The sequence below is a fragment of the Desulfovibrio piger genome (assembly GCF_951793255.1).
Taxonomy (GTDB): Bacteria; Desulfobacterota; Desulfovibrionia; order Desulfovibrionales; family Desulfovibrionaceae; genus Desulfovibrio.
In genome coordinates this window covers 1,525,001-1,538,463 of record NZ_OX636706.1, presented here as the reverse complement: position 1 = coordinate 1,538,463, position 13,463 = coordinate 1,525,001, and the positions used below count along the sequence as shown (strand labels likewise).

Genomic DNA, 13,463 nt, shown 5'->3' with positions numbered 1-13,463 from the left:
GCTCCCCTGCCCCTCCCGCAACCTCCACCTTTTTCGAGGATCCATGCGCATAGCCCTGCACAACTTCACCGGCGGCGAGGTCTCCCCCATCCTGGCCGCCCGCTATGACCTTTCCCGTTACGGCAGTTCCGTGCAATGCATGGAGAACATGCTGCCCGGCCTGCACGGCGACGTGCGCCGCCGCCCCGGGACCCTGTTCCTGGGCAGCCTCGAAGACGAGGCCGTGCTCCTGCCTTTCAGCTTCAATGCTCTGGCGGAGCAGAACTTCGTGCTCGTCCTTTCGGGGAATGGCCTGAGCATCGCCGACATCCACGGCTTCGACCCGCAGGAAGGGAGCATCCCCCGGCTGTCCACCCCCTACGAGGCCCGGCATCTGCTGGAGATCTGCGCCGCCCAGGTGGGGGATACGGTCTATCTGGCCCACACGGCCTATCCGCTGCACAAGCTCGTCCGCAGTACGGACAGCGAGCCGGAGGCCCCCCTGCCGGAAAATGCCATCCGCAGCCACGGGTACCGCTGGACGCTGGAAGCCGTGGCCCTCAACAGCAGCCTGCCCGCTCCCCAAGCCCCCAGCTGTACGTTCGTACGCGGCAACAACGACGATGACGCCGGATTCGGCTACACGCTGCGCTACAAGATCGTGGCCGTGGACGCCAACGGCAAGCAGTCGCTGGCTTCGGAGGCGGGCAGCTGTAACGGCAAGCATCCTTCCGACTGGGTGGTGGGCAACCGCACGGACCTCTCCTGGACAGCCGTGGAAGGCGCCACGGAATACAATATCTACCGGGAGGAGGCCGGGTACTACGGATTCATCGGCGTCAGCAGCGGCACGACATTTTCGGACAACAACTATCAGGCAGACACCGCCGATACCCCGCGCGAGGACTGGGACCCGTTCGCCGACGGCAACAACCCGTCCGTGGTGGCCTTCCACCAGCAGCGCATGGTCCTGGCGGGCACACGCGACAGCCCGCAGGCCTTCTACCTTTCGCGCAGCGGGGACTTCGAGAACTTCCGCAAGTCCCGCCCCCTGCAGGACGACGATCCGGTGGAATACCTCATCGCGTCCGGCTCCATCGACACCATCGCCTGGGCGGCCAGCTTCGGGGACCTGCTGCTGGGCACCTCGGGCAGCGAATACATGGCCAGCGGCAACGGCAGTGCCATCACCCCGGGCAACATCACCATCACGGCCCAGTCCTACTGGGGCAGCGCGGGCCTTGCGCCCATCATCATCGGCAATGCCATCCTGCATGTGCAGCGCCACGGCGCCCATGTGCGCGACCTGTTCTATTCGCTGGAAAAAGACGGCTATGCGGGCAATGACCTTTCCATCCTGGCGCCGCATCTGTTCGAAGGGCACCGCCTGCGTCAGTGGGCCTACCAGCAGACGCCGGGATCCGTGCTCTGGATCGTGCGCGACGACGGCCTGCTGCTGGCTCTGACCTATCTCAAGGAGCACGACATCTGGGGCTGGAGCCGCCATCCAACGGCCGGAGAGGTGCTGTCCGTGTGCAGCATCTCCGGCCCGGACAGCGACGAACTGTTGCTGGTGGTCCGCCGCCGGGATGCGGACGGCGGCACCCGGTACTGTCTGGAACGTCTGGCCCCCCAGTGGCAGGACAGCGATCCTGTGGAGGAAGCTTTTTTTGTGGATTGCGGTCTGAGCCTTCACCGGGAAGCAGCGGTCAACGATGTGGACGGGCTCGACCATCTGGAAGGCCAGTCCCTGGCCGTGCTGGCGGACGGGAGCCCCGTGGAAGGCTGCGTAGTGCGACAGGGCCGCATCCGGCTGCCCTTTGCCGCCCGTATCGTCCAGGCAGGCCTGCCCTATGCTTCGGTCCTGTCGCCCCTGCCCGTGGAAGGCAACGGCGAATCCGGCAGCACGCTGGGACGGCAACGGGCGCTGGGCCGCTGCTGCCTGCGCCTGTACCGCAGCGTGGGCGGGCGCTACGGAGCCGGCCGCGACGAACTTTACGACATCCCCTTCCTGCCCCGGCGCTGGGATGAGGCCTGCCAACCTTTCAGCGGCGATGTGGATTTTTTGCCCGCCGGAGGGCACGGCCCCTCGGCCACCATCTGGCTGGTGCAGGAACGTCCCCTGCCCTTCCACCTGCTGGCCCTGAGCCTGGATGTGGAATTTGCGGAGATATGAACCAAGGAGAGAGCATGATCCATTGTCACTGTGAACCGCTCGAACGCCTGCTGCCGGAGCTGCCGCCCCTGTTGCAGGCCCACTGGGACGAGAGCGAGGCCGCCCTGTTCGGCCCGCAGGTCTACGCCCTGGACACGGAACGCTATGCCTGCTGGGAGCGGCTGGGCATGCTGCATGTGGTGACGGCCCGGGACAGCTCCGGCAGCCTGCAGGGCTACGCCGCCTTCACCCTGACGGATTGCCCGCACCGTCCGGGAAAACGTCTGGCCGCTCTGGATGGCCTGTATCTGGCACCGACCGCCCGCAAGGGCCTGGCCGTCCTGAAGCTGCTGCGTGCGGCCGAGGCCGGGCTCAGGGAACGCGGCGCGGACGTGGTCCAGTACAGTTCCCCGGCCTCCCGCCCCTGTGACGCCCTGTACCGCCACCTGGGGGCCCGCCATACGGAAAGCGTCTGGCACAAGGAGCTGCGCTGATGGCCGTGGCCAGCAGTACCGCGGCCCTGCTGGGGGCCGCCGTGACCCTTGCCAGCACCGCCGTGGGCACCTGGAGTGCCGTGAGCCGTCAGGAAGAGCAGCGCAAGCAGGCGGAATTCTCCGCCGACATGGCCCGGCGCAATGCGCAGATCGCTGAAGAGAATGCCCGCATGGCCGAAGAAGAAGCCCGGCAGACCCGGGCAGACAGTTACGACAAGGCGGTGCGCAAACGTCAGGAAACATCCCTGCTGGTCGGCAAACAGCGGGCACAGGCCGGGGCCTCGGGCGCGCAGATCGACAGCGGCAGCCATCTGGACAGTCAGCTCGACCTGCGGGAAAAAGGAGAACTTGATGCCCTGTCCATCGAAGAACAGGGCGAACGCGCGGCCTACAATCAGGAAGTCCAGGCCTGGAACCAGCGCAATGCCGCCCAGGGATCCCAGGCCCGGGAACGGCAGCTGCGCAGCAAAAGCAGCACGGACTATCTTTCCCTGAGCAAGACCCTGCTCAATGGCGCCGGACGCCTGGGCAACAACTTTGACCTGTTCTCGGGCCAGGGGCCGCGCCTGCCCTGAAGAAAATGGCGGAGGGGGTGAAACGGTTCCCGAGCGCTGCCTGATGCCGGAAGGGCGCGGGATGCCGGACAACCACAGCGACGCGCCAGCTGCGGGCTTGCCCGCTTTTCTTTGCCTGCTTTTCTGCCCGTCGTATCCGCATCCCGGCAGAGACGTCTTTCCAGGTCTTGCCTTGCCTGGAAAAGTCCTCCCCGCGACGGCCCTGCTCCTGAGGCATATTCCTTTGCAACGCAAAAGGCCCTCCCTTCACGAAGGGAGGGCCTTTTTTGCCCGGTATAAAAAAAGGGCCGCGGCATCTTGCCACGGCCCCGGGTATCCATACTGTAGCGGGCAGGCTACGTCAGGAAAGGACTAGAAGGTGTAGTTCAGTTCTTCGAAGTGGGCCTTGGGATGGGCACAGGCCGGGCACAGATCGGGAGCGTGGGTACCTTCCACCAGGCAACCGCAGTTGCGGCAGCGCCACACGGTGGCTTTTTCACGCATGAACATGCGGCCTTCCTTGATGTCCTTGGCCAGGGCCAGGAAGCGCTTTTCGTGGTAGGCTTCGGCCACGGCGATATTGCGCATCACAGCGGCAATCTCGGAGAAACCTTCCTTTTCGGCCACAGCGGCGAAGGAAGGATACATTTCCGTGTGCTCGTGGTTTTCACCGGCGGCGGAGGCCAGCAGGTTGGCTTCGGTGGCGCCGATGATGCCGGCAGGGAATGCACCCACGATCTCCACATCGCCGCCTTCGAGGAACTTGAACAGGCGCTTGGCGTGTTCCTTTTCCTGCAGGGCGGTTTCCTGGAAGATGTCGCGGACCAGGACGTAGCCATCGCTTTTGGCTTTGGCAGCAAAGAAGTCGTAACGGTTGCGGGCCTGAGATTCACCGGCAAAAGCGGTCAGGATGTTTTTCTCGGTCTGGGTACCTTTCAAAGATTTCATATGCTGTCTCCCGAGCCGTGGCTCTGTTGGTGTGCTTGTTGTTGAGGAGGTCTTGTTTCGTTCCCCGTTGAGCTATTGATAATAAATCTCATTAGCAAATGCAAGCACTTTTTCCATTTTCCCGAAAAAAATTATCGGGCTGCCTGCCATCTGCATAACGCCAAATCCATAAAAAAACAAGCATATTTATAATAACACATTGAAATCATTCGTATAGTTTTTATTCCCCTGTTTACAGGCCCGCAACAGCTGTGGCAAGCTTACGGCATGCAGCCCCTTTTCGCTCCTTCTTCCGTCCAGCTCCTCGATGGCGACCGCTCCGTCCTGTTCACTCTGGCAGACGGCAGCCGCCATGAGGCACGCCTCATCCCTTCCGCCCGGGCCCGGAATCTGCGCCTGCGCCTGTCCCCCGACAAGGGCCTGCTCCTGACCGTGCCTGCCGGCATCCCCGCCACGGCCTTGCCTGCCCTGCTCTTCTCGTTCCTGCCCTGGCTGGAACGTCATCTCCCTGCCTGCCCCGCGCCCGCTCCGCTCGTCTTGCCGGAAAAGCTTTTCCTTCCCCTGCGCGGTACGGCCCTGCAGATCATCTCCGACGGGCCGCTGTCCAAAGGCCGCCGCCAGGCCGCTTCCTGCACAGAGCCGCCGCTTTTGCTGCGCGCCGGCAGCAAACGTCTGCTGGCCCTTGTCCGGGATGAGGAACTCCGGCTCTATGCCGCTGCCACGCCGGAAGATGCCGCCCTGCTGCTGCGCCACTGGTGCCGCCGGCAGGCAGAAAAGCTGCTGCCCCCCTATCTGCAGCGGCTCGCCGGTCAGGGCGGCTTCACCGTCGCCCGGGTCACTGTCAGGGACCAGCGCCGCCGCTGGGGCAGCTGCAGTAGCCGTGACGGCGGCAGCATCAGCCTCAACTGGCGTGCCGTCCTGCTGCCCCTGTCCCTGCTGGAGCACCTGTGCTGGCACGAGCTGTGCCACCTGCATCATATGGATCATTCCCCGGCCTACCGGCAGACGCTGGCCCGCTTCTCTCCTGACTGGAAACTCCAGGAACGCCGCCTGACGGCCTTCTGGCGCGATCTGCCGGTCTGGGCACGCCCCTGCCCTTCACCTGCCCCGGACCAAGAGGCCGGGCGAACCGCTTTACAAGCTCAAGACAGCCCCGTATAGCCATTTGATGGACTGGGCATCATTTTTCATCTGCTTCACCGGCTGGACCCTGGGGGGAATCGTCAACGGTATCAGCGGACTGGGCGCGGGCATCTTCGCCCTGCCCATCGTCCTGCTGGTCACGGACATCAAGACGGCCTCCCTCATCACCTGCATCATCTGCATCCCGCTGCCTGCCATCCTGGGCTGGCAGTTCCGCCATTACTACCGCATGGCCGATCTTCCGCTGCTGCTCCTGGGCACCATCCCCGGCGCCCTGCTGGGTGTGGCCCTGCTGCCGCTCATCCCCGCGCGTGCCCTGCAGGTGGGCCTGGGGATCATGCTCATGGCCCACATGGTCTGGCACCTGCTGGCCCACCGGCCGGGGCCCCTGCATTCGCCCCGGCTCTGGGGCTCCGTCAGCGGAGCGCTGGCCGGTTTCATCCAGGCAGTGAGCGGCCTCGGCGGCCCGGCCATCGGCATGTATGCCCAGCTGGCCCACTGGGACAAGGACCGCACCCGCGGCAATATCAGCCTGTACTTTCTGGGGCTCTCCCTGCCTCTGGTCCTCATGCAATACCTGGCGGGCTATTACACCGGGCCCGTGCTCCAGGGCCTGATCCCCTGTCTGCTGGGCTGCGGCGTGGGCCTGGTCATCAGTTATCCCCTGGCACGCAAGATCGGCGAGGCCAGCTTCCAGCGCCTGCTGGCCATCGTCATCGGCCTGTCGGGCTTTTCCATCCTGACACGGGCCCTGCTGGACAGTTGAATCAGAACCACCCGCAAAGCGGGTGGTTTGCTCTGGCCCTGTAAGGGCCTGTTACCGGCTGCGCCTAAAGACGCTGGCTTTCACGCTGTTCAAGCCCAGTGCCCTTGCCGCCTTGGCTACCCCTTAAAGGGGTCTTGATATTCGCGTGATGTCAGCTTGTCTCTCATAATGTCGTGACGTTCCTGATCCTGGATATATTTTTTGGAGAGTATTGCTAAAAGAATGATAAAATATCTTCTCTTTGCCCGTTCACATGAAATCTGGCAAAGAGAGATATTGTGAGATCAACCATTCGCAAGGACCTTGAAACCACCTGAGATTTACGTTTGAAACGGGCAAACCAGTGTCTTTGGCGGGCATTATTTCGCTCAATTCGCACGGTTCCCCGTTTTCCTTGAATGAGGTCGTCCTCGGGTATTTCCCGTGGATATACTTTCCAGTTGTCGGTACAGAAGAACCAGACAGACCAACGGCGAAGCCTTGCCATCAATCTTGCAAGAGTGCTTTGGTCACGATTGCCACATTCCCAGTCAATGAGTTGACCGGTATCGCGACAATAAGCTTTCCAGAGCCATAGTTTGTTTTTTTTGAATGCAAATAGTGCCACATCTCATCAAGTTCTATGATGACAGCTTCCCCAGGAGAAGGCTTTTCATAAGTTTTTTCAGCGAAATCCCGGACCCAACGCATGACGGTCGATGTTGCAACTCCATAAATACATGCTATGGCATTAAACGAAAGGCCCAAAGTATAAAGCAGGATGGCCATTGCCTTTTCCGTTGCCGGTCGTCCTCTGGGAGTGTCACGGGTAAATTGAAAACCGCAGTCTTTGCAGCGAAATCTCTGACGCTCCAAGTGTCTTCCATTCTTCACAATCCGCTCTGACGCACATTTTGGACAGTATTGCATAAAGAACTCCTTAACTGGAGTATGCCATTATAACATTCTTTATGCAATACTCTCATTTTTTGATCGTTGCCTCATTAAGCCCCACCGTACTGACATAATATCCTTCGGCCCAAAATTTTCTGTTGCCAAACTTATATTTAAGGTTTGCGTGCTTATCGAATATCATCAACGAACTTTTCCCTTTCAGGTAGCCCATGAAATTTGCCACACTGATTTTAGGAGGAATGGACACCAGCATGTGGACATGATCCGGCATCAGATGCCCTTCCAGAATCTCAACCCCTTTATATTTGCAGAGGCATTGCAGAATTTCTTTTATACTTTCACGGAGCTGTGCGAAGATTATTTTTCTTCTATATTTTGGAGTAAAGACGATATGATACTTGCACAACCATTTCGTATGCGCTAGGCTATGAGCCTTGGTTCCCATAACAAAAACACCTTTCCGTTAATGTTGCGATGGGCTTGAACAACTTCATCGTAGCGGAAAGGTGTTTTTGTGTGTATAACGTATTGTCTCCACCCGCATAGCGGGTGGTTTTTTGTTTCGCGCCTGTCAGGCGCTCAACAGGCTAAAGCCCATAACGAAAAAAGGACGCCCCCAGGCGTCCTTTTTTATTGGCCAAAAACGGCAACCGTCAGGTTACGGCTCAAGTTTGCGCACGGCATCGGCCCGGCCGGCCACCACCAGCGTGTCGCCCTTGTGCAGCACGGTGAGCGCCGGCGGGACGAACTGGAAAGCGCGCTCGCCTGCCGGACGGATGCCCATGACCATGACCCCGAAGGACTGGATCAGGTTCAGGTCCACCAGCGTGCGCCCGTGCCAGTTGTCGACGCGCAGCTCCTGGATGGCGATGCCGCCGTATTTGGGGATCAGGTCCAGCATGCCCGGATGGCACAGCTGGTGCGCGGCCATGACGGCGGCTTCCATCTCGGGCACGATGGCCCTGTCCACATGCAGGCGCTGCAGGATCTTTTTGTGTTCCTCGTTGGAGGCCTTGACCCAGATCTTGGGGCCGCCCAGCTCCTGGACGTTGAGCGTGATGCTCAGGGACTGTTCCACCCCTTCGCCCACGCTGATGACCACCCAGTCCAGATCCTGCACATGCAGGGAGCGCAGGACGCTCAGACTGGTGGCGTCGGCCTTGTAGACCGTATCCAGCAGCTCTTCGGCCAGCTGCACACGGGCATCGGACATGTCGATGCCGATGACCGTATGGCCCATGGAAGCCAGAGTCGTGGCCATGCGCAGGCCGAATTTCCCCAGACCGATGATGCCGATTTCCAAAGTTTTCTCTGCCATGCAGGCTCCTTGTCACGATGGCGCCGATGCCGCCCGCGGGGGCGGCTTCGGGAACAGCCGCAGACACGGTCTTGGCCGCGTCCTTTCAAAACTATCCTTCTCCGGTGTTACCCCACGGGCAGCTGGCTTTCCGCGTAGGCATAGGCCTTTTTGGGCTGCAGGCTGCGCAGGGCCAGCAGCAGGGAGAGCAGCCCCACACGACCGGCGAACATGTTGAATATCAGGATGCACTTGCCTTCACTGGTCAGCTGCGGAGTCAGGTTCACGCTCAGCCCCACGGTGCCCTGCGCCGAGACCACCTCGAACAGCAAATTGACGAAGGCCATGCTTTGTCCCTCGACCCGGTGCAGGATGCCGTTTTCCGTGATGGTCAGCAAAAAAACGGAAAAGAAGATGCTCAGCGTATACAGCAAAAAGAGCGTCAGGGCCCGCGTCAGGTTCTCCGGCGGCACGCCCCGCTTGTGGAAAACGATCTGGCGATCCCCGCGCACCTGGGCCACCACATAGCCCACCAGCAGGCGGAAGGTCACGATCTTGATACCGCCGGCGCACGACCCCGGTCCGCCGCCGATGAACATCAGGACCATCAGGACCATCAGGCTCGCGTGGCTCCAGTTGGCCATGTCCACCATATTGAAACCGGCGGTTCGGGCGGAGATGGAGTGGAACAGCGAGATCAGGAACAGATGGAGGCCGTCCCCCACCAGATCCTCGTTGCCGGCGCGACGCCACTCCACCACGAAGATCAGCAGCGCCCCGGCCACGATGAGGAACAGGCTGGTATTGATGACCAGGCGGCTCAGACGGCTCAGACGCGTCACCGGTGCCAGACGCCCCCGGCTCAGGATGCCCAGGCATTCCCGCAGCACGCCGAAACCGATGCCCCCCAGGACGATGCAGATGCAGATGACCGTGCAGACCAGGCCGTCTTCCCGGAAGGCGACCATATTGTCCGGCGCCAGAGCGAAACCGGCGTTGCAGAAGGCCGAGACCGCATGGAACAGGGCACTGAAGGGAGAAAAGAACACCGGATCATGCAGGAACAGCACCAGCGCGGCCAGCAGCTCCACGCCCAGGACGATGCACACGACCTGCAGGAGGAACTGCCCCATATTGAAATCCCCGCCCAGCAGGGCCTGGCTCACGGCCTCGCGGCTGGTGAAGGGCACCTGCTTGCGCCACAGGAGAAAGATCAGGCTGGTATAGGTCATGACGCCCAGACCGCCCACCTGGATGAGGACCAGCATCACGCCCTGTCCCACAGGGCTCAGCACCTGGCTGATGTCCACCGGGGACAGGCCGGTCACACAGACTGCGGAAGTAGACAGGAACGCAGCATCCACCACGGAGAGGGAAGCTCCTTCGCCATGACAGACGGGCAGGCACAGGGCCAGTGTCCCCAGCAGGATCATGGCCGCAAAGGAGATGGCCGGCCATGTCAGGGGAGTGAGATAACGTTTACGCTGCATGCTCTCCTCTGGGCTCAGGACGCATCATCCGTCCGGCAGACGGCCTCCGCATGAACAGCGAAAGCCAGGCCGCCCGGCGCCCTGAGCAGACATCGGTCCCGGCCTGCCGCCATCCTGAAGAAACGGTCGCTGCAGCCGGGCGATGACGCCTGACCCTAGTCCAGCTGCCCGCCTATTGCAAGCCGCGCCTCCGGGGGCGTACTTTACAGCCGGAGCAAAGCCCGCTACAGTGCCCGCCAGCTAGGGGAGCCGTGAACGGCAGTTGCACGGCTGAGAGTGGGATAGTCCCAGACCCTGTGAACCTGACGCAGTTCGCACTGCCGTAGGGAAGCTGAGCCGCACCCGCGAAAGACAGGTTGTGGCTTTTTTTGCGCCCTGCGTCCAAACCCAAGGATGCAAACCCATGTCTTCCATCCTCTCCCGTAACGCCGCCCTGCGCGGCCTTCTCGACCAGCATCTGGCCGCCCTTTCCCAGGAAGAGGGCCTTGCCCCTGAAACCATCACCAGCGCCATCGAAGCCGGCAGCATGGTCCTGCTGGGCAATCCCGCCCACGCGGGCCTGGCGCCCATCGTCGTGGGCCAGCCTTCCCGCATCAAGGTCAACGCCAATATCGGCACCTCGCCGCTGTGCAACTGTCTGCACACCGAAAAACGCAAGCTGGCCGTGGCCCTGGAAGCCGGGGCCGATACGGTCATGGATCTTTCCATCGCCGGTGATCTGGATGCCATCCGTACCGGCATGCTGGCTGCCTGCCCGCGCCCGCTGGGCACGGTGCCCATGTATTCCGTGGGCCAGCAGATCCTGGACAATGACCGGGACATCGCCAGCATGCAGCCTGACGACCTGTTCGCCGAGATCGAAAAACAGGCCCGCCAGGGCGTGGACTTCATGACCGTGCACTGCGGTCTGACCAAGCGCGGCGCGGAAATGGCCGTCAAGCAGGACCGCGTCATGGGCGTCGTCTCCCGTGGCGGCTCCATGCTGGCCCGCTGGATGCTGGAAAACGGCAAAGAAAATCCCCTGCTGGAATATTTCGACCGTCTCATCGACGTGTGCCGCCAGTTCAACGTCACCCTGTCCCTGGGCGACGGCCTGCGCCCCGGTGCCGGTGTGGATGCCGGTGATGCCGCCCAGTGGGAAGAAGTCATCACCCTGGGCCGTCTGGCCAAGTATGCTCTGGAACAGGGCGTGCAGTGCATGATCGAAGGCCCCGGCCATGTGCCCATGAATCAGGTCCGCACCCAGATCCAGGGCATCAAGCGCCTGACCAACAACGCTCCCCTCTATGTCCTCGGCCCCTTGTGCTGCGACAGCGCCCCGGGCTACGACCATATCGCCGGTGCCATCGGCGGCGCCCTGGGCGTGGAAGCCGGTGTGGACTTCCTCTGCTATCTGACCCCGGCCGAACATCTGACCCTGCCCAATGAAGAAGATGTCCGCGCCGGTGTCATGGCCTCGCGCGTGGCTGCCCATGTGGGCGAAGTAGCCCTGGGCCGCGAACGTGCCGTGCGCCGCGAAGCCACCATGAACGCCGGCCGTAAGGCCCTGGACTGGGACATGATGCGCGAAGCCGCTCTTGATCCCCAGCAGCTGGACAAGCGCCGCGAAGACCACAAGCATGAAGATGTCTGCGCCATGTGCGGCAAATTCTGCGCCGTGAAGATGCTCAAGGACCAGAAAAAAGACTAGGAAAACCTTTGGAGGGGGAGGGGCCCCCTTTTCCTTGAGGAAAAAGATTCCCTCCCCCTCGTCCCCTCCTTCCCCCAAAACCGCTCATCAAGACTGCCTGCATCACAGGCAGTCTTTTTTTATGGCTGGCGCAAGTTGAGGGATGTTCCTGTCTGGAAAAAATTCTGCCCCATCAACAGCCGGCAGGAGGAAGGACGCCTTGAAAAGGCTTGATGGTCCATAAAATACCATCATGCGCTTTCCGTACCAGGCCCGGGAATTCGCAAAACTATTCCGCTGGATATCGATGGCAACACCGATGCCTTACAATATTTTCGATTTGAGCCTCTTCACAGCCAAGGCAACCCCATTCCCATCCATGCACAGGCCCGCTGGCAAAAGGCAGACCCACCGACGAAAGTTTTTGGAAGGGAGGGGCGCGGGGAGGGAGAACCTTTTTCCAAAAAGGTTTCCCTCCCCGCAAGCTGTTCTCTCTTCAAATCTTCAAGCGTCTGCCTGCCGTCCCCGAAACAAAAAAATCCCCGGCGGAGCGGGGACAAAAAAGACCCCCTCGCGCTGAGAGCTGCAAGGGGGTCTCGAACAATCTTTGGCAGCGGCCTACTTTCCCACATGACGTTATGCAGTATCATCGGCGATGGAGAGCTTAACTTCCGAGTTCGGAATGGGGTCGGGTGTACCCTCTCCTCTATGGCTACCAAAGAAATTTGGCAAATTTATTGAAACAGGGATGGAAGGTTTTTCGAAAAAACAAGACGCACGGGCTATTAGTACTGGTCAGCTCCACCCCTCACAGGGCTTCCACCTCCAGCCTATCAACGAGGTCGTCTACCTCGGCCCTTCAGGACTTGCGTCAGGGAGAACTTATCTTAAGGCAGGCTTCCCGCTTAGATGCTTTCAGCGGTTATCCCTTCCACACATAGCTACCCTGCTGTGCCGTTGGCACGACAACAGGTCCACCAGTGGTGTGTCCATCCCGGTCCTCTCGTACTAGGGACAGGCCCTTTCAATTCTCCTACGCCCACAGAAGATAGGGACCAAACTGTCTCACGACGTTTTAAACCCAGCTCGCGTACCACTTTAAACGGCGAACAGCCGTACCCTTGGGACCTGCTTCAGCCCCAGGATGTGATGAGCCGACATCGAGGTGCCAAACCGCATCGTCGATGTGAACTCTTGGATGCGATCAGCCTGTTATCCCCGGCGTACCTTTTATCCAATGAGCGATGACCCTTCCATTCGGGATCACCGGATCACTAACACCTACTTTCGTACCTGCTCGAGATGTCTCTCTTGCAGTCAAGCTCCCTTTTGCGTTTGCACTCGACGGCTGGTTTCCAATCAGCCTGAGGGAACCTTTGCATGCCTCCGTTACATTTTGGGAGGCGACCGCCCCAGTCAAACTACCCACCAGACACTGTCCTCCTACCGGATCACGGCAAGGAGTTAGGGACCTGAACAAACAAGGGTGGTATTTCAACGATGGCTCCCTCCATACTGGCGTACAGAGTTCACAGCCTCCCACCTATGCTACACATGCAGGCTCAAATCCCAATGTCAAGCTATAGTAAAGGTGCACAGGGTCTTTCCGTCTTTCTGCGGGTACACGGCATTTTCACCGCGACTTCAATTTCACCGAGTCTCTGGCCGAGACAGTGTGGAGATCGTTACGCCATTCGTGCAGGTCGGAACTTACCCGACAAGGAATTTCGCTACCTTAGGACCGTTATAGTTACGGCCGCCGTTTACTGGGGCTTCAATTCGGAGCTTCGCTTGCGCTGACTCCTCCTTTTAACCTTCCAGCACCGGGCAGGCGTCAGTCCGTATACGTCGTCTATACGACTTGGCACAGACCTATGTTTTTAGTAAACAGTCGCCACCACCATTTCTCTGCGGCTTTTCAGGGCTCGACAGAGTGAATCGCTTCACCCTAAAAAGCACCCCTTCTTCCGAAGGTACGGGGTTATTTTGCCGAGTTCCTTGGCCAGAGTTCTCTCGAGCGCCTTGGATTATTCATCCCACCCACCTGAGTTGGTTTCCGGTACGGTTTGCGTGT

The 13,463-nt window shown here is 60.4% G+C and carries 11 protein-coding genes, 2 rRNA genes and 1 riboswitch (1 of these 14 cut by a window edge); of the genes, 6 read left to right on the top strand and 7 right to left on the bottom strand.

All coding sequences use genetic code 11. The annotated features are described in order from the left end of the window. The first annotated feature begins 43 nt into the window (after positions 1-43). Genes Q4I12_RS06900 through Q4I12_RS06890 form a run of 3 tightly spaced genes read left to right on the top strand, consistent with a single transcriptional unit; the run spans position 44 to position 3,203 of the window. The gene (locus Q4I12_RS06900; protein ID WP_302261127.1) at positions 44-2,155 is read left to right on the top strand and encodes a phage tail protein; all 2,112 of its coding nucleotides are present in this window, start codon (positions 44-46) and stop codon (positions 2,153-2,155) included. Between the two features lie 14 nt (positions 2,156-2,169). After that, on the top strand, positions 2,170-2,628 hold the full coding sequence (locus tag Q4I12_RS06895; protein WP_302261126.1) for a GNAT family protein: 459 nt from the start codon (positions 2,170-2,172) through the stop codon (positions 2,626-2,628). Next, a complete protein-coding gene (locus Q4I12_RS06890) occupies positions 2,628-3,203 on the top strand; it encodes a hypothetical protein (protein WP_204673898.1) in 576 nt (191 codons plus the stop codon). The genes Q4I12_RS06895 and Q4I12_RS06890 overlap by 1 nt, the downstream gene beginning before the upstream one ends. 351 nt (positions 3,204-3,554) lie before the next feature. Here Q4I12_RS06890 and rbr read toward each other — a convergent pair whose 3' ends face one another. After that, on the bottom strand, positions 3,555-4,130 hold the full coding sequence (rbr, locus tag Q4I12_RS06885; RefSeq protein WP_006006079.1) for a rubrerythrin: 576 nt from the start codon (positions 4,128-4,130) through the stop codon (positions 3,555-3,557). Positions 4,131-4,397: 267 nt separating this feature from the next. Between rbr and Q4I12_RS06880 the strand changes: the two genes are divergently transcribed. Both Q4I12_RS06880 and Q4I12_RS06875 read left to right on the top strand, forming a co-directional pair. After that, positions 4,398-5,291: a M48 family metallopeptidase gene (locus Q4I12_RS06880; protein ID WP_302261125.1), complete on the top strand. Its 894-nt coding sequence runs from the start codon at positions 4,398-4,400 to the stop codon at positions 5,289-5,291. Between the two features lie 7 nt (positions 5,292-5,298). Continuing rightward, the gene (locus Q4I12_RS06875) at positions 5,299-6,039 is read left to right on the top strand and encodes a sulfite exporter TauE/SafE family protein (protein WP_302261124.1); all 741 of its coding nucleotides are present in this window, start codon (positions 5,299-5,301) and stop codon (positions 6,037-6,039) included. A gap of 214 nt (positions 6,040-6,253) precedes the next feature. On the opposite strand, the gene Q4I12_RS06870 is transcribed toward Q4I12_RS06875, so the two are convergent. The 4 genes from Q4I12_RS06870 to Q4I12_RS06855 all read right to left on the bottom strand — a co-directional run bounded on the left by Q4I12_RS06870 (position 6,254) and on the right by Q4I12_RS06855 (position 9,720). Then, positions 6,254-6,948 (bottom strand): IS1 family transposase gene (locus Q4I12_RS06870; RefSeq protein ID WP_302261123.1). Its coding sequence is split into 2 segments (ribosomal slippage): positions 6,254-6,630 and positions 6,630-6,948, totalling 696 coding nucleotides; the frame shifts between segments, so codons are not numbered across the junction. A gap of 52 nt (positions 6,949-7,000) precedes the next feature. Beyond that, on the bottom strand, positions 7,001-7,378 hold the full coding sequence (tnpA, locus tag Q4I12_RS06865; protein ID WP_437438852.1) for an IS200/IS605 family transposase: 378 nt from the start codon (positions 7,376-7,378) through the stop codon (positions 7,001-7,003). A 213-nt stretch (positions 7,379-7,591) separates the two neighbouring features. Further along, positions 7,592-8,251: a potassium channel family protein gene (locus tag Q4I12_RS06860; RefSeq protein ID WP_006006075.1), complete on the bottom strand. Its 660-nt coding sequence runs from the start codon at positions 8,249-8,251 to the stop codon at positions 7,592-7,594. Between the two features lie 107 nt (positions 8,252-8,358). After that, a complete protein-coding gene (locus Q4I12_RS06855; RefSeq protein ID WP_204625211.1) occupies positions 8,359-9,720 on the bottom strand; it encodes a TrkH family potassium uptake protein in 1,362 nt (453 codons plus the stop codon). 232 nt (positions 9,721-9,952) lie between these two features. Continuing rightward, a riboswitch (TPP riboswitch) is annotated at positions 9,953-10,066 on the top strand. A 57-nt stretch (positions 10,067-10,123) separates the two neighbouring features. Between Q4I12_RS06855 and thiC the strand changes: the two genes are divergently transcribed. Then, a complete protein-coding gene (thiC, locus tag Q4I12_RS06850; RefSeq protein WP_168934555.1) occupies positions 10,124-11,410 on the top strand; it encodes a phosphomethylpyrimidine synthase ThiC in 1,287 nt (428 codons plus the stop codon). A 584-nt stretch (positions 11,411-11,994) separates the two neighbouring features. On the opposite strand, the gene rrf is transcribed toward thiC, so the two are convergent. Both rrf and Q4I12_RS06840 read right to left on the bottom strand, forming a co-directional pair. After that, positions 11,995-12,109, bottom strand: a 5S ribosomal RNA gene (gene rrf / locus Q4I12_RS06845). A gap of 44 nt (positions 12,110-12,153) precedes the next feature. Next, positions 12,154-13,463 (bottom strand): 23S ribosomal RNA (locus Q4I12_RS06840) (it continues 1,623 nt past the right edge of the window).